The 23,155-nt window shown below is 41.7% G+C and carries 21 protein-coding genes; 4 read left to right on the top strand and 17 right to left on the bottom strand.

Going from position 1 to position 23,155, the window contains the following annotated elements:
• Window positions 1–100 precede the first annotated feature (100 nt).
• From HWQ39_RS29905 to HWQ39_RS29850, 12 genes are all read right to left on the bottom strand, one after another.
• Window positions 101–670, bottom strand: a complete 570-nt coding sequence (locus HWQ39_RS29905) for a peptidylprolyl isomerase (protein ID WP_292853482.1) — start codon at window positions 668–670, stop codon at window positions 101–103.
• A gap of 120 nt (window positions 671–790) precedes the next feature.
• The gene (locus HWQ39_RS29900; protein ID WP_292853480.1) at window positions 791–2,773 is read right to left on the bottom strand and encodes a primary-amine oxidase; all 1,983 of its coding nucleotides are present in this window, start codon (window positions 2,771–2,773) and stop codon (window positions 791–793) included.
• A 279-nt stretch (window positions 2,774–3,052) separates the two neighbouring features.
• The gene (locus tag HWQ39_RS29895; RefSeq protein ID WP_292853478.1) at window positions 3,053–3,262 is read right to left on the bottom strand and encodes a hypothetical protein; all 210 of its coding nucleotides are present in this window, start codon (window positions 3,260–3,262) and stop codon (window positions 3,053–3,055) included.
• Between the two features lie 242 nt (window positions 3,263–3,504).
• A complete protein-coding gene (locus HWQ39_RS29890) occupies window positions 3,505–4,029 on the bottom strand; it encodes a tetratricopeptide repeat protein (protein ID WP_292853527.1) in 525 nt (174 codons plus the stop codon).
• Between the two features lie 93 nt (window positions 4,030–4,122).
• Window positions 4,123–4,938, bottom strand: a complete 816-nt coding sequence (locus HWQ39_RS29885; RefSeq protein WP_292853477.1) for a transporter substrate-binding domain-containing protein — start codon at window positions 4,936–4,938, stop codon at window positions 4,123–4,125.
• 12 nt (window positions 4,939–4,950) lie between these two features.
• Complete coding sequence (gene rplT / locus HWQ39_RS29880) at window positions 4,951–5,307, bottom strand: 50S ribosomal protein L20 (RefSeq protein WP_179065135.1); 357 nt, start codon at window positions 5,305–5,307, stop codon at window positions 4,951–4,953.
• Between the two features lie 19 nt (window positions 5,308–5,326).
• Complete coding sequence (gene rpmI / locus HWQ39_RS29875; protein WP_292760699.1) at window positions 5,327–5,524, bottom strand: 50S ribosomal protein L35; 198 nt, start codon at window positions 5,522–5,524, stop codon at window positions 5,327–5,329.
• 206 nt (window positions 5,525–5,730) lie between these two features.
• Complete coding sequence (locus HWQ39_RS29870) at window positions 5,731–8,253, bottom strand: ATP-dependent helicase (RefSeq protein WP_292853475.1); 2,523 nt, start codon at window positions 8,251–8,253, stop codon at window positions 5,731–5,733.
• A gap of 228 nt (window positions 8,254–8,481) precedes the next feature.
• Window positions 8,482–9,819, bottom strand: a complete 1,338-nt coding sequence (locus HWQ39_RS29865) for an SCP2 sterol-binding domain-containing protein (protein WP_292853473.1) — start codon at window positions 9,817–9,819, stop codon at window positions 8,482–8,484.
• Window positions 9,820–9,871: 52 nt separating this feature from the next.
• A complete protein-coding gene (locus HWQ39_RS29860; protein WP_292853471.1) occupies window positions 9,872–10,330 on the bottom strand; it encodes a MarR family winged helix-turn-helix transcriptional regulator in 459 nt (152 codons plus the stop codon).
• Between the two features lie 487 nt (window positions 10,331–10,817).
• The gene (aqpZ, locus tag HWQ39_RS29855; protein ID WP_292853469.1) at window positions 10,818–11,591 is read right to left on the bottom strand and encodes an aquaporin Z; all 774 of its coding nucleotides are present in this window, start codon (window positions 11,589–11,591) and stop codon (window positions 10,818–10,820) included.
• Window positions 11,592–12,276: 685 nt separating this feature from the next.
• The gene (locus HWQ39_RS29850; RefSeq protein WP_292853467.1) at window positions 12,277–13,365 is read right to left on the bottom strand and encodes a RuBisCO accumulation factor 1; all 1,089 of its coding nucleotides are present in this window, start codon (window positions 13,363–13,365) and stop codon (window positions 12,277–12,279) included.
• A gap of 772 nt (window positions 13,366–14,137) precedes the next feature.
• On the opposite strand from HWQ39_RS29850, the gene HWQ39_RS29845 reads away from it, so the two are divergent.
• The 3 genes from HWQ39_RS29845 (at window position 14,138) to HWQ39_RS29835 (ending at window position 17,307) form a co-directional block, all read left to right on the top strand.
• Entirely contained in the window at window positions 14,138–15,076 is a 939-nt protein-coding gene (locus HWQ39_RS29845) for a response regulator (protein ID WP_292853465.1), read from the top strand.
• 170 nt (window positions 15,077–15,246) lie between these two features.
• Window positions 15,247–15,951, top strand: coding sequence for a bifunctional demethylmenaquinone methyltransferase/2-methoxy-6-polyprenyl-1,4-benzoquinol methylase UbiE (gene ubiE, locus HWQ39_RS29840; protein WP_292853463.1), 705 nt, complete (start codon window positions 15,247–15,249; stop codon window positions 15,949–15,951).
• 120 nt (window positions 15,952–16,071) lie between these two features.
• A complete protein-coding gene (locus tag HWQ39_RS29835; RefSeq protein WP_292853461.1) occupies window positions 16,072–17,307 on the top strand; it encodes a DUF445 domain-containing protein in 1,236 nt (411 codons plus the stop codon).
• A gap of 74 nt (window positions 17,308–17,381) precedes the next feature.
• Here the strand turns inward: HWQ39_RS29835 and HWQ39_RS29830 are convergent, their stop codons facing one another.
• Both HWQ39_RS29830 and HWQ39_RS29825 read right to left on the bottom strand, forming a co-directional pair.
• Complete coding sequence (locus HWQ39_RS29830; RefSeq protein WP_292853459.1) at window positions 17,382–17,978, bottom strand: Uma2 family endonuclease; 597 nt, start codon at window positions 17,976–17,978, stop codon at window positions 17,382–17,384.
• Window positions 17,979–18,096: 118 nt separating this feature from the next.
• Window positions 18,097–19,449: a cytochrome P450 gene (locus HWQ39_RS29825; protein ID WP_292853457.1), complete on the bottom strand. Its 1,353-nt coding sequence runs from the start codon at window positions 19,447–19,449 to the stop codon at window positions 18,097–18,099.
• Between the two features lie 112 nt (window positions 19,450–19,561).
• On the opposite strand from HWQ39_RS29825, the gene HWQ39_RS29820 reads away from it, so the two are divergent.
• A complete protein-coding gene (locus HWQ39_RS29820) occupies window positions 19,562–19,942 on the top strand; it encodes a calcium-binding protein (protein ID WP_292853455.1) in 381 nt (126 codons plus the stop codon).
• A gap of 3 nt (window positions 19,943–19,945) precedes the next feature.
• On the opposite strand, the gene HWQ39_RS29815 is transcribed toward HWQ39_RS29820, so the two are convergent.
• From HWQ39_RS29815 to folB, 3 genes are all read right to left on the bottom strand, one after another.
• Window positions 19,946–20,506, bottom strand: coding sequence for a sugar O-acetyltransferase (locus HWQ39_RS29815; protein ID WP_292853453.1), 561 nt, complete (start codon window positions 20,504–20,506; stop codon window positions 19,946–19,948).
• Between the two features lie 39 nt (window positions 20,507–20,545).
• On the bottom strand, window positions 20,546–21,826 hold the full coding sequence (locus tag HWQ39_RS29810) for a diguanylate cyclase (protein ID WP_292853451.1): 1,281 nt from the start codon (window positions 21,824–21,826) through the stop codon (window positions 20,546–20,548).
• 930 nt (window positions 21,827–22,756) lie between these two features.
• A complete protein-coding gene (folB, locus tag HWQ39_RS29805; RefSeq protein WP_292853449.1) occupies window positions 22,757–23,125 on the bottom strand; it encodes a dihydroneopterin aldolase in 369 nt (122 codons plus the stop codon).
• Window positions 23,126–23,155 lie beyond the last annotated feature (30 nt).

The following is a 23,155-nucleotide window of genomic DNA, read 5'->3' as shown; positions in this document are numbered from 1 at the left end:
ACGTTTCTACAAGGGTTATGGGTAACGCATATTTAATTTCTGGAGATGTCTAATGGGCAGTGCCGTGCCCTTACAGGTGTACTACAACCCGAGGTGTTAATTACTGCCGAAAAATTTCTACTTTTTGTAACACCACTTCTTGATTCGGACGATCTCTAGTTGTAGGCACATTAGCGATCTTCTTGACTATATCTAGACCTTGGACAACTTCACCAAAAACACTGTGTTTGTTGTCAAGGTGAGGCGTTGGTGCTTCTGTAATGAACCATTGCGAACCATTAGTACCGCGTCCAGCATTAGCCATCGACAGAATACCTGCACCAGTGTGTCTCAATTCAGGATGAAACTCATCTTCAAATTGATATCCTGGGCCACCAGTACCCCATCGGTTGCCTGTATCTAGATAACGACTCAGAGGATCGCCACACTGAATCATAAAATCAGGAATGACGCGGTGAAAGCGAACCCCATCGTAAGCTGGAGTTCCCTTACCAGATTCACCAGTTTTAGGGTCTTTCCAGTCGATTGTTCCGGTTGCTAGACCAACAAAATTTTTGACGGTGTTGGGGGTTCGCTCTTCTTCCAAACGAACTACAATTTCACCCAAGGAAGTAATTAAGCGAGCGTGCAGCTTGCCATCACCGGGAATATTAATTTCTGGAAAGCTCATTAGATATCCTACTTTTAACAAGTGCCTGTATTTGACCTATATAAGTTTATCAGCATTCAAGTTACTGCTTTTAGACATGACAAAAAACCTGAAGCGAGGAAACTTGAGCCAAGAAATATTTTACTCAGGTAAATTTATCGCTGGATTCCGGCTAAAGAATCCTCTAGGGACTAGCTTAAAGCCAACTTGGTGAACAGGCATCACAGGCCAATCTTCCGATCGCGGAATATGAGTTACGCCCATTGTGTACCACAGCACGATATCTTCACCCAGCAAAGACTCATCATTTGCAATATATTTTGGTAAACCCTGTTCAGTTTGAGTTTGGTTGGGATAATCGCCGCCAGCATAGAGTTCAGCAGGTTTATATTTTGTTACCCACACGTGATGAGTCGCAAATTCTGCCCGTTGACGGATTTTTGAGCCTTCCCCAGGGAAAAATATAGAATTTCCTCCAGGCATCAGCATATATCCAGGTGCAGCGCCAAGAGCATTCTTTTTGTCTGCACTAACAATCATCCATTCCCGACTGCTTTTCATATCTAAATCGCGCACAGCAGCAGTTTCTTTTGTGAGTGGGGTTTCTGTAACTGCGATCGCATTTCCTAAAGGATTTTTCTCATCCATTGGCAAAGCTTTCACATTCATTTCCATTACAGAATTAGCCTGACCATCGACATCGAAATCTAGGCGATAGTTGAAAAAGTGTTGGTGATTTACTCCAAAGATATTCTTAGCAATTAACTGACCATAGGAATCATCCTCAGATTGCTTTTGAGCAGCCGTTCCCTGCGCCAGCACGATACCTGTTAACTCATTTTGGACTTCCAAAGTCCCATCTTGGTGAAAGATCCAATTCATGCTGTAATCATAGTTGTCAACGGCCGCAGTCATCGACATCACTAATTCTCGACTGCGACGGACATCATTACGCTGAGTATTATACTCATAGTGTTTCCACAGCATTCCGCGATCGCGCTCGTAGATACCGATCACCCCTGGGATCTTATAAGGTTCTCCCTGCTCATTAGCAAATATAGCATTTAGCAACAAGCCATTTTCGGGAATTTCCTTGCCTAACTCCATCGTATTTGCTAGTAAACCTAAGTTGTATTCTCCAACATCAAAGGCATTTCTAAATGACCAAGTAGGCTCAGGATCGCCATAAGGTACTACCATTTCTGATAGGCTAGCACGGTATAAAACTGGTCGAATATTTTCTCCGTCGTTGTATGCTACTTGGTACAGCATTAATCCATTACGAGGATGCATTGAATAGCGAAATTTCCAACCTTGCCAGCTAATTTCATTGTCTTTAATCTGGAAACTTTGACCATTAGGTTGTACAATCTTCAATGCTTTCAGTGGTGAAAGTAATTGTCCCAAGGATTTGATATCGTAGTTCCAATTTTCTTTAGAGAAAGGTACGTTTCCTTTATCAATAAAACTAGCGATTTTACCTGTGTTCAAATTAACTGTTGCTACGACTCCTTCAATCGGACTACCGTAATAGTTCCAGGCTTTGCCTTTGTAGTAAAATAAGCCGCGACAAAGACGATTACCTGTTGCTTCTTCTTGTTGACTCAGGATTCCTGGTGGCCACCAACTAATTTTGACTCGCTCAAAATCGGTAATTCCCCGCCTTTGCATTGCTTTTTTCCATCGGGGATCGGCTTTAACTACCTGAGTTGCTAGTTCGTATTCTGAATTAGCGATCGCAGGTTGAATAGAGGGTATTTCTTTCCAAGAATTTAAAGTTTTGCTTGTTAGATCAACAATTCCCTCATAAGTTTTGTTTTGCGAACGTTCATAAATTACCAAAAAAGCTTTTCGCCCAAAAGCTTTACCATGTGTAAAATTTAGAACTTCTTCTTTATCGGGTTCTTGTAAAGCAATCAGTGGAAAAGCTGCCATTTCGCTCAAAGTTTTTTCTCTTTTGATGACCGAAACGGCTGTACTAATTTCTGACTCAGTTAGCGAAGTGAGAGGATGGGAAATCGAAGGCTGTTGAGCCATCAATGTTTCCATTAATCCAATTGAGATAGAAATGACGGAAATGATCGCAATAGATAGCCACAAAAAACGCTTTAGCCGCTTAATCATCTTTTACATTTTTACAAAAGACTTATAGTTATCTATTTCCAAGCCTAAGATTGAAAACCGATAAATTAAGAGGCTAAAGCCAAATTAATTTGTTAAGTAGATAAACAAAATTAATTACACAATGTCATTGCGAATGCAGCGTACCCCTACGGGGATCTTGCTACGCGGTAGCATCTCGTAGAGCTTACTTTTCACGGTATCTGGAAAACCTCACTTCTATTTCTCTCTCCTAAAAGGCTACGGTGTACACACAAGTACTATCTGAAAGGGTTTCAGGCGTTATAGACCCCTTAAATTGTCATTACGAGCGCAGTGATAACGGAGCGAAGTAATCACATAATCCCGTAAGTTTTTGCGATTGCTTCGTCGTTCCTCCTCGCAATGACAGGCTTTCAGTGCGATCGCACAACCTAAAGCTAGAGGACGAAACCAAGTGTCAGGTAGAATTTCACGACTTGTGTGTACACCGTAGCCTAAAAGGAGAGACATTTGAATTTCCCCCTTCCCGCGTCGGGAAGGGGGTTAGGGGGTTAGGTCTATCGTTGGCTTTTCCACATAACGTGAAAAGTCAGTTCGTAGAGAAGCGAAGAGAAGCAATTCGCTTGCGGCTGGGATTGCTTCTCTTCGCTTGCAATGACTGTAATTAATTCTCTACGCTTACTTAATAGTTGGCGAATAAGCAGATGGGAGAGAAAGAAGCAATGCTCCATGCCCAATTCCCCATAACTAATTTATGCCGAAACCAAACGGCGTAAAGATTCAGCACGACGTTTCGCAATAGAGTTATTTGGATCAAACTTTAGTGCTTCTTCGTAACTTTGCAACGCCTGAGTAGTTAATTTTTTCTTCTCGTAGGCGTGAGCGAGATTGTTCAATCCTGTAACATAGTCTGGTTTAGATTTGAGAGCTTCTTTATACTGACGAATTGCTAAGTCATATTGCTCTTGGATAAAATAAACATAGCCCAGGCCGTTGTAAATGGGGGCAATATTTTTTTCTTCCTCTTCTTCAGCAGCTTTGAGAGCTTTTTGAAATAGCGCGATCGCTTGAGAGTACAATTTTTTTTCTGAATAAATACTACCTAACTCATAATATTCTTGAGCCGTACCTTTCTCTTTCTCTAATTTCTTTCGCAATCTTGCAAAAGAGCCTTCAACCTTGCGAGTTTTGAAAATCTGGCGAAACACACTCACGGCTGCAATTGTGAGTATAACTACCAAAATCGAGAGATAAACAACGGCTAGACTGTTATCCATTGCTGCAAATACAAATATTATAAAGTTGCTTTTGTAATCTATTTTCATTTGTCATTTGTCCTTTGTGTTATTCACTAATGACTAATGACTAATTTACGGTAAACCCCAATATTGAGCGCGTTGCTGGAGCCAACCTTGTTCTAAATAACGAGCGATCGCTTGATTCACGTTTCGTCTGAACTCATCGTATTGCAATCCCTTGGGCATTACTATAGACAAGGGTTCTGTTGATAGCTTGGTTGGTAGTAGCCGATATTGAGGATATTGTTGTATCCAACCACTCAAAACGCTAGCATCTGCGGCAAAGGCTGCAACGGCATTATTTTCTATTTCCTCTCGCGCTTCTTCATAAGAATTTACTCCTACTAACTCGGCGTTTGGCAGATAGTACCGCACTTTCGCGATGGTACTGGAGTTGTTGAGTACAGCAATTTTTTGTTTTGCCAAATCATTCAACTGCTGCACAGAGGTATCTTTTGTAACTAATAAACTGCCATCCAAATAGTAGGGAACACTGAAACTAACTATGCGACTGCGAAATTCGGTTGCTGTGACTCTAGCGATCACAAAATCAACTTTCTTGTCTAAGACTACAGACAGGCGATCGCGATTCGCTACAGGTTGAAATTTGACACCATCGGCTTTACCAACCAAGTCAACTGCCAAACGCTTTGCTAAGTCAATTTCTAAGCCTTGCAAATTCCCGTTACCATCTTTAAATCCCAAGGGACGCAAGTTATCTTTAACGGCAACATTTAAATAGCCCCGCTGCTGAATTTCTGACATTTCGGCAGCAGATGCAGTGAATCCCGTCCCCACTATGGAAAAGCAAAAAATCAAAAAAATAGTGGCGGATAATACCAGATGTAACCGAGTAATTACTTGCCATCTGCTACATCTGTTATACATCCCTTGCTACCTTTATCCTTTAGCTTGAATTGCTAATTCTGCAACTTTGCCGAAGCTAGCTGGATCGAGGACTGCCAATTGCGCCAACATCTTGCGATTGAGTTGGATATCAGCTTTTTTCAAGTTACCGATCAACTGGCTGTAACTCAAGCCGTGTTGTCTTGAAGCAGCGTTGATCCGGGTGATCCAGAGGCGACGAAAATCGCGCTTTTTCTTTTTGCGATCGCGGTAGGCACTCCGTAGCGCTTTCATCACTTGTTGGTTGGCGGTTCTAAACAGAGTTGAATGGGAACCGCGAAAACCTTTAGCTAGTTTGAGAATTTTATTGCGGCGCTTCCGAGCTACATTACCGCGTTTTACCCGAGTCATAACTTATTTCCTAAAATACTTACAAATATGGGAGCATCAAGCGCACGTTGAGTTCATCGCGTTCATGTACAAGGGTACTCTGACGCAGGCTACGCTTTTTGTTAGAACTTTTATGCTCTAGAAGGTGGCTTTTGAACGCTTTACGACGGACGATTTTGCCGGTACCGGTGGCACGGAATCGCTTTGCCGCAGCTTTACGAGTCTTTAGTTTAGGCATGGTCTAGCTTTGATTCGACACGATCCATTATTATATACTATGAAAATTCCTATAACTGCAATTAAATAAAGGATTTAACCAACGGTGATCGCTACGAAGCTCTAAAACGGGATTTGGCGGCAAGTTTTCGGAGCGATCACAAAGTATATACCACAATACAGTTCAGATAAGCTTTTTTCTCCCCCCTGCCTCAATGGATAAATTTTTTAACCCAAGCGATCGCATTTGACCTCAGTTTTCATCAGGCTTGTTTGCTCATTACCGCTATAATTCATCACACATTCAGGAAACTGGCGTTTTAATGCCGGAAATACCGGACAAGGCGCTTGTTCTTGTAGATTGTCCGGTTTACTCCAAGTAAAGGGGGCTTTCTGCGCCGCAGACATCCACAACAGCAGCTTTGCCCGTGTCATGGCAACATAAAGTAAACGGTACTCTTCAGATGTTTTCAAATTTTTTGCCACCTCCCATGCCTGACTAACATCCGGTATGACAGATTCTTCATGGAGAGTAGCGCGAATTTGGGCGCGGGCTACTTCTGATAAGGTAAAGTCACCTAAAAATTGGCTTTGGGGAGGAACCCAAAATCTCCCAGGAATCAAGTTTTCGTGGAGAAAGGGAAGAAATACATAATCCCAATCCAGCCCTTTGGCTTTGTGCATGGTGATAATCGTTAGTTGGCCGCGACGGGTGTAACGTTCTTCCGAATCCTCGGTTTCCACTGGTTCAAACCGTTCGGAACTAACGATTTCACTCAAAGCTGAAAGCATTCCCCCCATCGAACTATTGCCAGCTATTTGCTGGTTAACCCGTTCTGCTAGTTTGTCAGCAGTCGCCAATTCTGCCTGGTCGTAATTTAAGGTCAAGGCGAGAAAGGAAATTAGCTGGTACAGGGGCAATTCCAAACGAGCGCGAAGTAAACTACGACACAATTTTGCAGCTTTTTGCACTGTTTCTGGCTGGGGTGTTGCTAGGGGGCCAGGATACAAAAACTCTTCTGGTAGACTAGCAAGGGCGTTGAGGTCTTGGGTAGGAATTAACTGGCGCTGTACTAATGCTTCTAGGGCGGCTTTGAGGTAATCGGGGGAGTGGGGGCGATCGCAAAATTGCAATAATGCCAAAATTTCTTGAGGAACGTGGGAACGGCGATCGCGTTCGCCGACATCGTAAAGTGTAATATTATGCTCTTTACATACAGATGTCAGAGCCTCTGCTAACCATCTTCCTTGACGATTTTCTCGGACTAAAACTGCTGCACTATTTTTTGTTGGATCTTCGCCAAATAACTCAATCACCCTTTGAGATAACAACTTAACGGTGTGATGAATATCATCGGGTGTATAAAGTTCCAGTCCTCGTCCTACTGCTGCGGGATTGGCGTTAGTTTGCGGATCGCCAGCTTCCACAGGGCGAATTGTCTGCAAGCGAAATGGTACTTGTCGGTTGTCAGGTGTTTGTGGTTTGTTGTTGGTTGCTGCTAACCACTGATTATTAATCCATTTGAGGGCAAAGTTAGCGGCTTCAATGATAATTCTAGTACTGCGACCGGCTCGATCCATTGTTGCCAATCGTTCGATGCGATCGCACTCTTCGCAAAATTGCCGAAAATAAATCGGATCGGCTGGGGTGAAAGTAGAGTTAATCGCCTGGTTGGGGTCGCCAACTCGGACTAAATTGAGTGTTGACTGATGACTGATGATTGATGATTGAGGAGTTATTATTCTCTCCCTGCCCTCTGCCCCCTGCCCCCTCTTCCCCCTATCCCCAAAGGGGGCCCCGAGTCCCCCTGCCTCATCTCCCGCATTACTTGCCAAAATTTCTAATAGCTGCGTTTGAAGAGGGCTAGAATCTTGGGCTTCATCTTCAAAGACGGCGAATACTTGATTTTGCTCAACGCGACGGGCACTGTCATTTTCTAAAACGCGCAGTGCGGCTAAAATCATATCGTCGTAATCAATGAAATCACGCGATCGCATTAAGTTTTGATATTGTTCGTACAATCCCGCCGCTACACTCAAAATTCCATATTCGTCTGTGGTTTGGTTACTCCACTCGCGTAACAATTCTGGCGAGATCCCAGAACTTTTTGCTTCATGAATTACCGTATTTGCTAATTCTGGTAATACTTCTGTTCGCAGCACCGATTGACGACGCAACCTTTCTGTCTCTTCTCCGTCGAATTGATGACCTTCTAATAACCGCATATATCGGTCTGGATTATTTGCAATCCATTGTTCTACAGCAGTTCTGATAAAGCGGTGACTTTGGGTTGGCGTAATTAATGTGACATTTTCTAACTGCAAACCCGACAAATCAGAATGGCGGTTGGCAATGTTCAACGCTAGACCATGCAAGGTATATACAAAAAAGCCTGTCTGGGGTAGACGTAAATCATCTCGTAAGAATTTGCGAATCTTGGCTTTAATATTGGCAGCAGCAGAGCGAGTAAAGGTAACGACTACCAAGTGACTGCGGAAGGATGAACGCTCATACTGACGGGCGATCGCGATCGCCGCCGCCGCCGCCATACCCGTAGATTTCCCTGCACCAGGGACGGCTGAAATCGCCAAAGGCCCAGATTGCCAGTCAGCCATTTGCTGCTGTCCAGGGCGGAGACTGTTGCGAATTGCGAGAATCTTTTCCTGTAAAGAAGGAACTGGCGATCGCTCAGACAATTCTGAGTCAAGTAATTCTTGAACAACAGGAATAGTAAAATTAAAGTCAGACATATAAAATTTGAGATTTGAGATTTTGGATTTAATTCAAAAATCACATACATAAATAATTTTAGGTGATTATTAATCTCAAATTACTAAATTGTTGATAGTAGTCTGTCTAGTTTTATTGGATTAGTAAGTAATTTCGTAGTTAGAAGTTCAGTGATTATTTTTTAACTACTAAAGTGCTGACTACAAACCCTGAAAAAAACTTTGTAAATATTCGATTACAGTAATTCCTCAGGGAAAACATTTTCCAAAAGCCTGAAGTAAACGTAACGAGCCTCGAACGCGGATCTTCCTCCTGATTAACGCCCAAACAATATTCTGTTCCTTAGCTAGAAACTGAAGCCAGGTGTGACTGTCGGCAGAAATGTGAATATTGGCTGTTCCAATATGACTATTTTCCACCTGAATTGTCTTATCTTTAATTATGACTGTCGCCTGACATTCTTCCTTTCCAGTGAATGTGAAGTGATAAATAGCATCCAGTCCTACTGATTGATTCCTTTGAAATACCAGAGGCAACCCGGAAAGAAACCCTTGAATAGAATTAGGGCGAAGGCTGTTGCTAACTTGCTTAACTTTTTTGTGTGGAAATCTTCTCGCTACGTAGTCTTGGGCATCGGAACCTGAAACAACATAAATAGTTTCTTCTTTATCTTGTAAGGGTCGGACTACTTCTTTAACAAAGCCTTTCTTATTTCTCAAAAATTGACCAATTACATCTTCCCCTGCTGGACAAGCAGCTACACAATAAGCTGCTTTATAGTTTGATTTGAAAGCAAGACTTTGCCACATCGACGCTGATTCCGAATCATTCACTTTTTGACGGTATTCATGGGCACTTTTACTTTCGGCAATATCTTCTACCCAATCGGTGAATCCTCCCAAAAACTCTCGATAATTGTGAGTGTAACAAGCTGAGAAGTTGAAATGTCCATCACTACCAATAGCTCCCACTGGACAAGCTACTACACATAATTTGCACTCCAGGCAGGGGTTATAGTCAATTGGTCTGTTATATTTAGTTACTTCAGCTTCGATCAAAATCGTCCCTAGTAAAATAAAGTTGCCAAATTTGGGATGAATAACGTTGCGGTGAATCCCCATGTGACCTAAACCTGCGGCTACAGCTACAGGTTTGTGGGAAACAACCCAAATTTTCCCTGGAAAGCGATCCATTTCCATTGGAAAACCCATTGCTGGATTTAAAGCTCGAATTCCTTTTTGTTCAAGGGTAGCAACAATCTCATGAGCAATTTGGTTGACTTCATCGCCTGTAGTGTGAAACTCTATGTTAGCTAGCGATCGCTCTGAACTACGAACATTCTCCCGATTCATGCGACACACAAAACTAACTAGTGTCTTCGTTGGTGGAAAAGCTACCAGAATATCCTGGCGTTGAGCAGCAATCTCTGGGCGATCGATCTCTACAAAGCCAACATCATCCGCTCCTAGCTCTAAGCACAGGCTACGTAGCCAATCAGCATCTAAAGGAGAAGCGACGGTGGAATCATCGATAGTGCTTTGCTCGCGATATTGTCTGACTGTTGGATGATCGTCAAATTTAGACATACAAGTTTCCTAATTAAAAAATACGTGTATATACACTTTTTTGAGAAAAAAATTAGCCTTTACGCAGCAAGGATACTGTATCGGACAAACCTGATAACAAAGTACTCCATCGTTCTTCCCCTAATTGTTCTAATACACGAGTTTGGGCTACCTCCCATAGAGGTAAAGCCTTGGCCAAAGCGGCTTGTCCTTTATCTGTTAAACCGATCGCCCGCATCCGTCGATCCTGTCCTGGCTGAATCTGGAGCAACCCCTGCTTTTCTAGTGGTTTGAGGTTACGTGTCAGAGTGGTTCGATCCATAACTAACTCTTGAGCTAGGCGCGTGATTGTTACTGAGCCAGCTAAGTTGATTGCAGTCAGCAAGGTGAATTGGTTAGCCAAAACCCCGCTTGGTTGCAAAATCTCATCAAAAATTTGTGTAACTGTGCGAGATGCTTTGCGGAGATTAAAACAGGTACAGGTAGCTGCAACTTTTTTAAGTAGAGCTAGTTGAGTAGTTTGGTCTTGCATAAAATAAGTGTATATACACTTAACTATCCTGTCAAGCACTAAGACGACGATCTAAGCGTTTCTGCTAGAAATAGAATTAATAATCCCCCGACAAAACAAACTTTGCTAGGCTCATTTGCTCTCTAAGTCGGAGGATTATTAAGGAATCTCAAAACGAAATGGCAAGCGATGACTAATGTGGGCATTGGTGTCAACTTAAGCTGGAAATAGCTTAACTGTTGGCTTTGTCACCCGCCAGGGAATAAATTCTCAAGCTAATAGCTTAAGTCTGCTGAAGTAGACTGGAGATTTTTGGCGATATTTAGTCATCTTCAGATGACTTTAGCTATGAGGCGGGAATTTCAATTCCCGACGGACGAGTGGTTTCGCGTTAAGTTGACACCAATATAATAATTTGGGTTGCACCTACGCAACTTCAACTGAAGATTGATGAACTGCCGATAAAAGCTAGAAATACCTGGGCAAATTGTACAGTTGAAAATGACTTTTAGACTAGCTCTTTGACGTTTTGTCGTTCACCTACGGTTGATTCACTAAAGATGGCTACATACAACCATCCTGCTAAAATAGCTCCCAAGATCGGAGCTATCCAGAACAGCCAGACTTGCGAAAAAAGTTCTACACCTGCAAATAGAGCAACTCCCGTACTACGGGCGGGATTAACTGAGGTATTGGTTACAGGAATGCTAATCAGGTGAATTAAGGTGAGTCCAAAACCAATTGCTAAGGGTGCAAATCCCTTAGGAGCGCGGCTATCAGTTACACCCAGAATAATCAGCAGAAACATGAAACTCATTACAACTTCAGTAATCAGGCAAGAAAATAGCGTGTAACTACCTGGAGAGTGAGTCCCGTAGCCATTAGTAGCCAATGGGTTGGAGCCAGTCAGGGAAAATCCAGTTTTGCCGCTAGCAATGAGGTAGATAATGCCCGCACCCACAACTGCACCGATTACTTGAGAGACGATGTAAGGTAGTAAGTCAGATGCCGGAAAGCGCCTACCTGCCCACAATCCAAAGGAAACAGCTGGATTGAAATGCCCACCAGAAATATGGCCAAGAGCATAAGCTCCGGTGAGGACGGTAAGCCCAAATGCCAAAGATACACCGACTAATCCAATACCCAATGGAAAAGAAGTATTTTCACTGATTTTGGCAGCATCCGCTGTGTAGGCTGCGGCTAGAACAGCGCTACCACAACCACCTAAAACAAGCCAGAATGTACCAATAAATTCGGCCAAGCAACGTTTAGTTAGAGACATTTTCGGAAAACTCCTTGTTCAGCTATAAACGAGTGATAGCTATGTTGGACAATACTTGAGTTATTCACATCAACAAGAAATGCATCATGTTTGTTTCGTTATGAAACTAAATCGAAAAAATAGGAAATTGTTTTTTATTCAATAATTGTGGTGATAAAATATGAAGATAGCGGAAAAGCTAAAGTAACAAAAAAAATACTTAATTTCTTAAGAATTTTGCTTCCGTGATACATTGATTTATTAAGATTCTTGTTCTAGTTAATATAATCTTTAAGACTCCCACACCTTCCGGGTGTGGGGAGCATTTCACCTTTGCAAATATATCAGGCGATTAGAAATCGCGGCTACACAAACGTTCGCGTAGCGTCTCGCAGAGAAGTCCGTAAAGGCGGACTCAAAGGATTTGAAACCCACGTTCGCGTAGCGTTCCGCAGGAAAGGTGGGTTTTGTTTGTATAGCCGCGAATCCTATTCGCTAGGGCAAACGTGTTTTTACACTCATTGAGATACTCCCGAAAGTGTGGGAGTCTTAAAATTGAATCAATACGGTTCGGTTAAGGTTTTTTGATGAAAATTATAGATCGCAAAAACGCGATAAATCGCTGTCAAGACAAAAGACTGAATTATTGTAAAGACGGCGATTCATCGCGTCTCTTTCCTTAACCGAACAGTATTGAAAATTGAATTTATTCGTCAATCTGCCAGGAATCTTTAGTTAATTCTTCATCCAAAATTTTCTTAGGACGAACGATGATGATAATTTGACCTAGTAGAGGGACTTCTGGCTCAGTTTCAAACCATTGAAAATCTAATTCACCACCATTTTCAACAACAAAGTAGCTGGAGGCATCCCATTCTCGCTGGGCACGATCTACCACAACTACAACTGACCCTATTTGGCTTTGGGTTTGGATGGGGAAGCGATCGCTATTCGCTAAAATTACTACTGGATCTTCTGCCGCCAAAAGCACTTGCCAACCTGGTAAGGGTACCCAAGCTTGTTCTCCAGAAAACTTGACCATCCGAAATGGTTCAATTTCTGTCAATATGGGCACAGCTTGCAAGTCTTGCCGTGACAATGGCAACTCGCCTACCACGGGCAAGATTCGGGGTAATTGTTCTTCAAATTCCAGACGGTAAAAGGGTAAAATTGGCGCTGGACGCTGGGGAACGGTAGTAAAATCAGTCAGTAGTTGTTCGATTTTTTGCCTTGCACCCGGCGTGTGAGCAAAACGTAAACCTTTGGCAATTAGGCGCGATCGCTGTTGTAAATCTGCATTTTGGCGTGCCAGTTTCCAAACTTGATGAGCAACAGCATCCCCAGGATGGGCAGAAAACCCTTCTGGCAAAGTGCGGTAATAAGAGAACTCTTTCAGGGCTTTTGCTATTTCCCGTGCCTCATCAGCATCAACGTTGTGAACGAAGATTAGTTCGGCGGCGGCGGCGCGTTCTTCTTGGGTGAGTAAACGCAGTTCGTATAAAACATCACTGCCGCGTGTGGCATAGTGCGATTGCGTTGCTTCCGATACTCCAAACTTTTCCAAAGAATTGTAAACTTGAGAACCAACAACCACCTGATTTTGTTGAATTGGCTCAAATCCAGTCGCCTCAAAAATGTCTTGGGGATTGTAACCGGCTTTTAGTAACGAGGCGATCGCTGTTCCCCATTCCACCCAGTTACCTTGTTTTTGCCTCAGCCTTCGCAGTAACTCTTGTGCTACATCGTTATTAGCATTGTCTTCGGGATTCTGAGCGTTGGGTGGTAGATCAGTCATAATCAGAGTGCGAGCTTCAACTTGAGAGGTTAATTAACACCTCATGAGCAAGTCTTATTCTAATCTATGAACTACCCAGACCTACTGCCTTGAGTTTATCTGTGGAAACTTATCTTGGGGGCAGGAGGTTGGAATTTATTGCTTTTATTGCTTTCAACTCCATCTAATTCTAGGCCAGCCTACGGGTGAAGCTACGCACAAAGGCTACTGCTTTGCTATAGCGGTTCCCATTCAGATGCGGTATAACATTATATCGTGAGTGTAGGGCGCAGTGCCGTGCCCCTACGGGTGTACCTCACGCTTATCGGGAAAGACTATAAGAGTACTCCTATTAAAAAAATCTCCAATTGTCATTGCGATTGCTTCGCTTCGCTCGCAATGACAAGTTTTGGATCATTTATTTTTTGGAACACTTTAAAGCAATACAGTTAAGATCAGCCCAAAACACTTGTAGAGACGGCGATTTATCGCGTCTCGAAAATCCACAATTGTTACCATTAGCTCTTAACTGAAACATATTGCGCTGTAAGGAGGTTTTTAACCTACCTCATCCATAATAAAAACAGCCAGTTAAGCTGATTTAGTTGGTTCTTATTTTACGATTTTTTCTAATTCGGATATGTGGGCAAGTAAATTTTCCCTGTAGCGCTCACTCTTAGCATTTTAAAACATGCAAAATAACTCCGTATAAACCTTTGGCAATTTTCGGCTATTCTCAACTAAACTTGGTATGGAATATAACAAGAGAGTGAATATTTAAAGGAAATATCTTATGGATAATCCCAGTGTTGAAATTGATAAAGTCCAGTATCAAGTTATGACTCTCGAACGACCAAAAAAGCTGAAAATCTTGGTAGTTGACGATGAGCCAGATAATCTCGATCTACTTTATCGTACATTTCGACGCGACTTTAACGTTCTCAAAGCTAATAGTGGAGTAAACGCCCTACAAGTTTTGGCCGCAGAAGGCGAGGTAGCGGTGATTATCTCCGATCAACGAATGCCAGAAATGAAAGGAACTGAGTTTCTCAGCAAGACAGTACCTCAGTTTCCCGATACAGTAAGAATAATTCTCACCGGATTTACTGATATTGAAGACTTGGTAGAAGCGATTAATGCGGGGCAAGTCTACAAATATATTACCAAGCCTTGGGACCCAGGGGAACTGAAGGCAGTGGTGCAAAGAGCAGCAGAAACCTATGACTTGCTCAAGCAACGCACAGAAGAATTACGCCGCGCTCATGCTCAAATGGCGTTGCTGAGTGTTTTGGTACAGGTAACTCAAGCAGCTTCTAGCTTAGAGGAAACTCTTGCTCCAATTGCTAGGGCTGTGAGTGAGACTTTTGGGGCAGATGGCTGTATTTTACAACTTACAGATGGAAATACTCTGGTTGGAACTCAAGGAAGTTACAGCGATACAGGTACAATAGAAAATTGGTTATCTCAAGACCCACTCACAAGGGAAGCGATCGCCACCGGGCAAATGCAAGTTTCCTTAAATATACTGAAAGACACTAAATTAGTTGATGCTATTCACTACCAAAATACAGGTGTGCAAGCACATTTAGTGATTCCCATTAGCTACCGTAATAAACTTTTGGGCGTATTATCACTACAGTGGAAACAACCCTGCACTTTGCGAGAAGATGAATTAACCCTAATTAATTTATCAGCGCAACTAGTGGCGATCGCTCTGACTAGTAGTCATTAGTCACTAGTCATTAGTCAACAAGCAATGCCCCTCAAAAGTGCTGAGTAATGAGTGCTGAGTGGGGAATCTTATTTCTTTACTCAGGACTGGGAACTCGGAACTGGCTCAAACCTAGCTATCCGCTAATGAAACTGTTTTGCCCATACCTCATGCCCCATGCCCAATATTAAATGAGTAACGAAATTCAGTCCATTTTTAACCGTATTGCTCCAGTTTATGACCAGTTGAACGATTGCTTGAGTCTGGGACAGCATCGAATCTGGAAGGAAATGGCAGTAAAATGGAGTGCAGCTAAACCGGGAGATAGTGCATTAGATTTGTGTTGCGGTAGTGGTGATTTAGCCTTGCGTTTGGCGCGGCGCGTGGGAGCAATAGGAAAGGTGTACGGAGTGGATTTTTCCTCAAACCTACTCGAAAACGCTAAAGAACGCTCTCAAAAGCAGTACCCCCAACCGGCGATCGCCTGGATAGAAGCTGATGTCCTCAATTTACCCTTTGACGATAACCAATTTGATGCCGCAACAATGGGTTATGGTTTAAGAAATGTTAAAGATATTCCCCGCAGTCTCCAAGAGTTATACCGTGTTTTGAAGCCAGGAGCTAAAGCCGCAATTTTAGACTTTCATCGACCGAGTAATCTTCAGCTACGTACCTTTCAGCAGTGGTATCTGGACGGTTTCGTGGTGCCAGTTGCCACTTATTTGGGCTTAAAAGAAGAATATGCTTACATCAGTCCCAGCCTAGACCGCTTTCCCATTGGCAAAGAGCAAATAGAGTTAGCTCGTCAAGTTGGTTTTGCTGTTGCCACACACTATCCCATTGCGAACGGTATGATGGGAGTGTTAGTGCTTAGTAAGTTAGGAGTTATTAGTTAAAAGTTATGAATTATCAGTAGTGATAAATTCTCATTTAAAATTTATCATTCTTAACTCTTAACTCCTAACTCCTAACTCCTAACACTAAGCTCTAACCTCGTAACTTTTTTAATTCTTCCCTTGGACTGGTCTCATCTTTGGCTTTATGTGTCTCCCCCGGTACTGGGTGGAATTATTGGCTATTTCACAAATGATATAGCGATAAAAATGTTGTTCCGTCCTTACCGAGCAATTCACATTGCGGGACGAAGAGTACCCTTCACCCCTGGATTGATCCCCCGCAACCAGGAACGTCTGGCTAAGAACATTTCCAATACAATCATGGGGTCACTGTTGACACCAAAAGAATTACAAAATCTGGCGCGGCGTTTGTTGCAAACAGAACGCGTTCAAGCTGCAATTCTTTGGTTGTTGCATCTGGCGATTGAACAAATCAAAACAGATAAAAACCAGAAAAGTGCCAAAATTGTTGCGGGAATTTTGCGGGATTTACTAGGGGAATCCTTGCCCCGGTTACTCAAGGTTTTGGCGCGACGGGAAGATTTTTTGGAAGCACAGATCAATCAAATTTTTGACCAGATATTGCTGGAATTTCAACTAAGCGAAGAACAAGCTACGCGGCTGGCTGACTGGTTATTGCAAGTAGTTTTACCGCCAGATATGCTACGCCAAGCGATAGTTGATTTTTTGACCGATCGCACGATTCAAATTATCGATGAAGGCTTCCGCGAAAAAACCAGTGGGACTTATTGGGTAGTAGCAAATTTGTTTGGCTTACGTAATACTCTCACACGGCTACGAACTTTTTGCTTGGATGAAAAAGAGGCTACCAATACTCGCTTACAGGAATTGATTCAAGATTTGCAGATGCGCGATCGCATTCGGAAATTACTGCAAAATTTATCATTACAAAACTTGCCAATGGGGACGGTGCGCCAACTCCAAAAGACCACCCGCGAAAGTGTTCGCCATTATCTGCAAAATAGTGGTAGCGATTTTTTACAAGGATTAACTGATTCTGTTGATTGGGAAAATATTGCTGTAGTGCTGCTGAATCGTCTTAGTACTTCACCAGTTGTCAGTACTTCTTTAGAAGTCATGAGTCAAGAATTGGCTCTAATTTTAGATAAGTATTTGGAAAAAGATTTAGAAGCAATTGTGACCCAGGTAATTCCAATTTTGTCGATAGATGAAGTGATAGTTGACCGTGTAAAATCAACTTCACCGGCTGATTTAGAAGCGGCAATTGAGGGAATTGTGAAAAACGAATTGCAGGCGATTGTAAGTTTAGGTGGTGTTTTGGGTTTTGTTATCGGGTTATTGCAGACAGTATTTTTAATATTAAGTCAGTATTAATTTTTTGGTAAAATTTTATCAAATTATAGTTAAAATTTGCTCAAAATATGAAATGAGTGAAATTCAGCGATCGCTTAACTCAAAATCTGTGTTAAATCCAGTACAAACCCAGGCAATACATCCTCACCTGATAAGCTGGTAGGCGATGTCTCCGACGGGCTACGCCTACGCAAAACCTCAACTTCCTGTCCTGGGCGGAAAATTTCTACCTGTTGGTTCTGCGGATCAATCAGCCAACCTAAACGCACACCATTGTCAATATATTCCTGCATTTTTTGTTGCACAGTTTTTAAGCTGTCTGAAGCAGAACGTAATTCTACCGCAAAATCGGGAGCAAGCGGTAGGAATCTGTCGGGGTCTGGATTCAGAGCTTCTAATCGCTTGCGACTCACCCAAGATGCATCAGGAGAGCGATTTGCACCATTGGGGAGTTTGAAACCTGTGGAAGAATCAAAAGCCAGTCCTGTACCATCAGCGTCAGTCCAATTACCTAAACGCTGTGTCAGTCTACTATTACGATTTCCGCTTTCCCATGCAGTTGGTGGCATGATAATTAATTCTCCCTCTGCTGTGCGCTCAAGTCGCAAATCTCGATTATTCTGACACAGTTGGAAGAACTGCTCATCTGTTAGTTCAATGGCGGGGCTGAGGTTCAGAATCAGGGCAGTCATAGTTGCCTCTCAATCTTGCTAACTGTAGCGTAGCACTTGGTTGATATACTAGGTTGACCATTTATAGAGATGAGCTTCTAACTTAGTTATAGATTTGCTTTTTGTCTTTATAATCATGTCAGGAATTTAGCTTGCTATTCAAAGGCTCAATATATGCTTGTAGAGTATCTTTAACTTTAGAAGGCTTACGAACTGGAGCGATCGCAGAATAATCTGGTTTTACTGTCCAGTCGTAATGACGAAGCAGTGTGGAAAGCACAATTTTCATTTCCATTTGGGCAAATTCCATACCTAGACAACTGTGTGAACCATAACCAAAACCCATTAGTGCCAAAGGATGTTTCTTATCTTCTTCGCGAGGTGGTGCAAAGCGATCGGGGTCGAAGCGATCGGGATCGGTGTACAGTTCTGGTAAACGGTGAGTCAGCATCGGCGAAATTGTCACAAACCAACCAGCAGGTATGCGATAGCCTCCATACTCAATATCCTTGAGAACTCCACGATTATAGGCATACACTGGCGGATAGAGCCTTTCTATTTCTTTTAGTACGTTGGTTAACTGCGGAAGTTGTTTGAGATGGGACAGGTTAAGGGAATTATCTCCCACAACTGCTAATTGTTCTTGGCGCAGTCGTTCTCGCCATTCTGGGTGATTACCTAATTCAAAGATTACCCAAGTTAGCAAGGAGGCTGTAGTTTCATGTCCAGCAAAGAGCAGTAGTAATGCTTCGTTGATTACCTGTGCTTCGCTCAATTTATTACCGTCTTCATCAACAGCCGCTAAAAGTAATCCCAACACATCTTTTGATTCTTCTAAATTACCTTGCTCGATACGTTGGGCGATTTCTTGACGCAAGAAAGCCACTAACTTACCCCTAGCATTTTGACCGCGACCATATAAAGTGAAAGGGACATTCCATTTGAATATTGCCATACTGCTATCTATCAGTTGTGTAAACCACTGACTGGTTTGCTCGACTTCGCTCTTGTTCTGACTTCCCAAGAACAGGCGAGTCGCAACTATCAGGGTAAGCTGGCGGAAACTAGAATTTAAGGGAATCGTTTCTCGCTCTCCCCAATCTTTGAGGAAGTCTTGCACAATATTTTGAATGGTATCGAAGTATGTAGCGATCGCTTTTCCGTGAAATGCTGGATACATCAAACGACGAGTTAACCGATGTTCTTCCCCATCTTGTAATAAAATATTGTTGCCAAATGTTGATTCTAGGAAATACCACCCGATCCGCGACGACATATTTTCCGCTTGTTCTACCAGCACCAGCCGATTCGCATCAGGGCCGATTATATAAGCACGTTTGTATCCCATGACACTCGTCTTAAAAACTGAACCATGCTGCTGGAATCGTCGCCATATATACAGTTCTAAATCCCGAAATATTTCTAAAGTCTCGCCTAAAATGGGCAAGCCAAAGCTACCAGGCATTTCCTCGGCGGATTTTAACTCCTGCATATTTAAGTACCTCCAGCAGTAATTAGCTACAGTGTCTATGTTTGAGAAAAATTATTCTTAGTCAAGACTTTGCTAATATTATCAAAATGTATTATACGCAACGCGTCATTTTATGCCTAGTGTTGAAGCCGACGAAAATCGAGAGCATCGCATTAAAACAGAGATTATTGTAGATGCCGAAGACAAAGAAGACAGGGCTATGGGTTGGTACTATTACCTCGAAGAGACTCTAAATTTTCCTTTTCTGGCAAAATGGACTAAGAAGGGACGCAAATCAGCTGCCGCCGAGGAGAAACAAGTCGAAGTCGTGGGAATGGCCCCAGATGATGAGTGCTTAAAAGATATGTTTGTAGAAGTGGCTTATATTAATGGTAAAGATGATGATGTATATTCTGCAAAATTATCTGAAATAGCAGCCATTGACGCTGATAGTGAAACTCAAGAAGCGATCGCAGACTGGCTCTATTGGATTGCTAGAGAATATAAGTTTTAAATTCTACGACAAATAGCGAATGACGCGGCAGGGATTACCGGCAGCGACAACATTCTCAGGTATATCTTTGACAACTACACTGCCAGCACCAATGGTTGTATTATCACCAATAGTTACACCTGGACAAATAATTGCACTGCCACCAATCCAGACATTATTACCAATGTTGATTGGAGCAGCTAATTCTCTACCAGAAAGGCGAATTTCTGGCTCTGTAGGATGATAAGCAGTATAAATTTGCACATAAGGAGCGCATAAGACATTTTCACCAATGTGAACTCTATTGCAGTCTAAAATTACACAGCCATAGTTCATATATAATTTGTCACCAGCGAAAATATTATTACCATAGTCACAGTGAAAAGGTGGCACAATTGCTATTTTTTCACCGATTCTGCCAAATAATTCTTGCAAAATTTGCTGCCGTTGCTCTTGCTGTTCTTCGGTTGTAGAGTTGTACCTCCGCAACAGACGACTAGCTCGTTTACTTTCGGCTGCCAATTCTGGATCTTCTGCCAAATATAATTCGCCTGCGAGCATTTTCTGTTTTTCAGTTTTTTCCATAACTCACTTATTTGAATTGGCAGCAGAAAGAACTATTAACTAAAATATGGCATAAGTAGCTTTTCCCTGCCGTTTAGCTCGGTACATAGCAATATCAGCATCCCGTAGCAAAGTTGCAGGCTCGTCATGATTAGTAAAATTCCAAGTAATACCGATGCTAGCTGTAGCAGATAATTGATATCCATTGAGGTTAACTGGCAATCGTAAGGAGTCTTGAATACGTTTGGCAACATTGGTAGCATCGGTAATATCTTTAATATCCTCCAAAAGAACAGTAAACTCATCACCACCAAATCGTGCTACAGTATCGCCACCACGTAAACACAACTCTAAACGTCTAGCGATCGCTATTAAAAAATCATCCCCGATTCCATGCCCAAAGCGATCGTTAATCTCTTTAAAGCCATCTAAATCCAAAAATAAAACTGCAAAATAATAATCGCTTCTGCGTTTACTACGTTCAATAGTTTGTCTGAGCCGATCTAAGAATAAAACACGATTTGGTAATGCTGTCAGTCCATCATAAAACGCATTACGGATCAGTTGCGCCTCCGTCTGCTTGCGTTTGGTGATATCTTGAAAAATTAAAACCGCGCCAGTAATATTACCATCTCGATCGCGGATGGGTGAAACATTATCCCCAATCGCTATTTCTTTACCATCTTTTGTAATCAGTGTACAGTTTTCTGGTAAATTGAAAATTTCACCTGCTTCCATTACATCTGTGGCTAAATTTTCAATTGTTTCTCCTACATCTTTGTCAACTAAGTTAACAACTTCTACTAAATTTTTACCAAACGCTTCACTTTGCTTCCAACCAGTGATTCTTTCTGCGATGGGATTCATCATTTGAATAGAACCATTTGCATAAGTCACAATCACTGCACAGCCCATACTGTTAATAATTGTTGCCAGCCTTTGTTTCTCTTCGTATAATATCTTTTTGCTTTGATGTTTGTACAGAGCCATTTCAATCGCATAATGTAAATCTCTTTCAATAACTGGTTTGACTATGTAGCTAAAAGGTTCACTTAGCTGATTTTTATGTAATGTTTTATATTCCAAACACTCTGTTAGATATACTACAGGTACATGAAAGTGATTCTGGATAATATCTGCTACGTGTATGCCGTCAATTTCCCCAGCTAGGCAGATATCAATTAATACTAAATGTGGAAGAGTTTCTGCTACCTTTTTTATTGCCTCTTTACCAGACTTAGTTGTTTCTGAAACCGAATAACCTAGTTTTTGTAAACTTTTTCTAATATTTAAGGCGAGAATTTTTTCATCCTCAACAACTAGGATTTTGCGGGCGAGCATGTTAAAATAACCTGTTTGCTAAGGTTCAGATTTTTGCTGTCAGTGTTAATTCGATCGAAAAGTAATTATTTTACCATAAACAATATCTAAGTACCCTGTCTTCTTGCTTGATATCAATACTAAGTTAATGAATAAATAGCGTCATGTTATTAACCTCCGGTAATTTCTGTGCTTATCAAAGCTAATTCTGATTAATCCATGCAGCTAATATCATGTCATTAACATCTATTCAAATTCCCATGTAATTACAAGCATTCAATAACTGATTTTAAAACGTATACAATAGTTTTTCTTCGGAGAAGCATAAATGCTAAGTATAGTATTTATGTAAAAATTAATCAAGAATAAAAGTTCATGAAATCACGACATGCCACTTTCATATAAGTTAATAAAATTATATAGTGTGTTGTATGTCATATAATAATGTACATTCACTCAATTGATATTAAAGATTAATCATTATCTGAAATTTAAGAGTTCAATATCACTTGATCTAAAAATAGTTTTTTCTCGATCTGGGTCTAAATTACCGTCTGAAACTGTCTTAAATCTTGAATAGTAATTGAAATAGTATTACTTAGAACTATTCATCGCTGCTGGTTAATTCTTAACAAGAAAGAATTCAGGAGTCAGGAGCTATAATTCACTTCAGAATCCCCGACGAAAGCGATTCTGAAGCCTTGCCAGAGCTTTTATTGCTCTGCTCCTAAATTCTGACTTCTGAATTCTTGTTCAATCAAAAATCTTACGAGCTGAAAATGTGTAAGTTAAATACTAATAAGCAGATCGCGGAACTTTGTAGTTTTTTGATCGTGAGCCAATGCTGGGGGCAATGGCAGGAAAAATTATCTTTGTGAGATACTTCTACGCTCCATGTGAACCCCTTTTTTACTAGCTGTATAGATATTGAAAAAAAACACATTTTGTGATTTATAGATTGGACTTACTTTTAGTCAATTCAATGCTAATTTTGCCACCAAAGTCTGGAATAGGTGCGGCAGGTTTGCTGAGAGTGACTTGGACTTTTGTTACACGATCGCACTCTTGAAGGATAGAATCTGCGATCGTTGCTACCAATTTCTCCACCAAAGCAAATTTAGAGGTTTTGAGCAGATGTTGTATCAAGCTAATGACGCTGCGATAATCTAAAGTGTCTTCGATCGCGTCAGTCTTGGCCGCTGTGGAGATATCCAACCATAACCTCACATCTACCTCAAACCATTGTCCTAGCACCTGTTCTTCTGGTAGATATCCAGTGTAGCCATAGCCGCGAATTCCCGTTAAATGAATGCAGTCCATAAAAATTTGAGAGCAAATTGGGCATTTTGT

Origin of the sequence: Nostoc sp. NMS8, assembly GCF_017115045.1 — a bacterium.
Classification (GTDB): Bacteria; Cyanobacteriota; Cyanobacteriia; order Cyanobacteriales; family Nostocaceae; genus Nostoc.
The sequence above is the reverse complement of the archived record's forward strand: the minus strand, read 5'-3'. Positions and strand labels throughout refer to the sequence as shown.

Bases quoted from the DNA above. Each gene is read 5' to 3' on its own strand.
- HWQ39_RS29905 (WP_292853482.1), bottom strand. From the start codon at position 670: ATGAGCTTTCCAGAAATTAATATTCCCGGTGATGGCAAGCTGCACGCT.
- HWQ39_RS29900 (WP_292853480.1), bottom strand. From the start codon at position 2,773: ATGATTAAGCGGCTAAAGCGTTTTTTGTGGCTATCTATTGCGATCATT.
- HWQ39_RS29895 (WP_292853478.1), bottom strand. From the start codon at position 3,262: ATGTCTCTCCTTTTAGGCTACGGTGTACACACAAGTCGTGAAATTCTA.
- HWQ39_RS29890 (WP_292853527.1), bottom strand. From the start codon at position 4,029: ATGGATAACAGTCTAGCCGTTGTTTATCTCTCGATTTTGGTAGTTATA.
- HWQ39_RS29885 (WP_292853477.1), bottom strand. From the start codon at position 4,938: ATGTATAACAGATGTAGCAGATGGCAAGTAATTACTCGGTTACATCTG.
- rplT (WP_179065135.1), bottom strand. From the start codon at position 5,307: ATGACTCGGGTAAAACGCGGTAATGTAGCTCGGAAGCGCCGCAATAAA.
- rpmI (WP_292760699.1), bottom strand. From the start codon at position 5,524: ATGCCTAAACTAAAGACTCGTAAAGCTGCGGCAAAGCGATTCCGTGCC.
- HWQ39_RS29870 (WP_292853475.1), bottom strand. From the start codon at position 8,253: ATGTCTGACTTTAATTTTACTATTCCTGTTGTTCAAGAATTACTTGAC.
- HWQ39_RS29865 (WP_292853473.1), bottom strand. From the start codon at position 9,819: ATGTCTAAATTTGACGATCATCCAACAGTCAGACAATATCGCGAGCAA.
- HWQ39_RS29860 (WP_292853471.1), bottom strand. From the start codon at position 10,330: ATGCAAGACCAAACTACTCAACTAGCTCTACTTAAAAAAGTTGCAGCT.
- aqpZ (WP_292853469.1), bottom strand. From the start codon at position 11,591: ATGTCTCTAACTAAACGTTGCTTGGCCGAATTTATTGGTACATTCTGG.
- HWQ39_RS29850 (WP_292853467.1), bottom strand. From the start codon at position 13,365: ATGACTGATCTACCACCCAACGCTCAGAATCCCGAAGACAATGCTAAT.
- HWQ39_RS29845 (WP_292853465.1), top strand. From the start codon at position 14,138: ATGGATAATCCCAGTGTTGAAATTGATAAAGTCCAGTATCAAGTTATG.
- ubiE (WP_292853463.1), top strand. From the start codon at position 15,247: ATGAGTAACGAAATTCAGTCCATTTTTAACCGTATTGCTCCAGTTTAT.
- HWQ39_RS29830 (WP_292853459.1), bottom strand. From the start codon at position 17,978: ATGACTGCCCTGATTCTGAACCTCAGCCCCGCCATTGAACTAACAGAT.
- HWQ39_RS29825 (WP_292853457.1), bottom strand. From the start codon at position 19,449: ATGCAGGAGTTAAAATCCGCCGAGGAAATGCCTGGTAGCTTTGGCTTG.
- HWQ39_RS29820 (WP_292853455.1), top strand. From the start codon at position 19,562: ATGCCTAGTGTTGAAGCCGACGAAAATCGAGAGCATCGCATTAAAACA.
- HWQ39_RS29815 (WP_292853453.1), bottom strand. From the start codon at position 20,506: ATGGAAAAAACTGAAAAACAGAAAATGCTCGCAGGCGAATTATATTTG.
- HWQ39_RS29810 (WP_292853451.1), bottom strand. From the start codon at position 21,826: ATGCTCGCCCGCAAAATCCTAGTTGTTGAGGATGAAAAAATTCTCGCC.
- folB (WP_292853449.1), bottom strand. From the start codon at position 23,125: ATGGACTGCATTCATTTAACGGGAATTCGCGGCTATGGCTACACTGGA.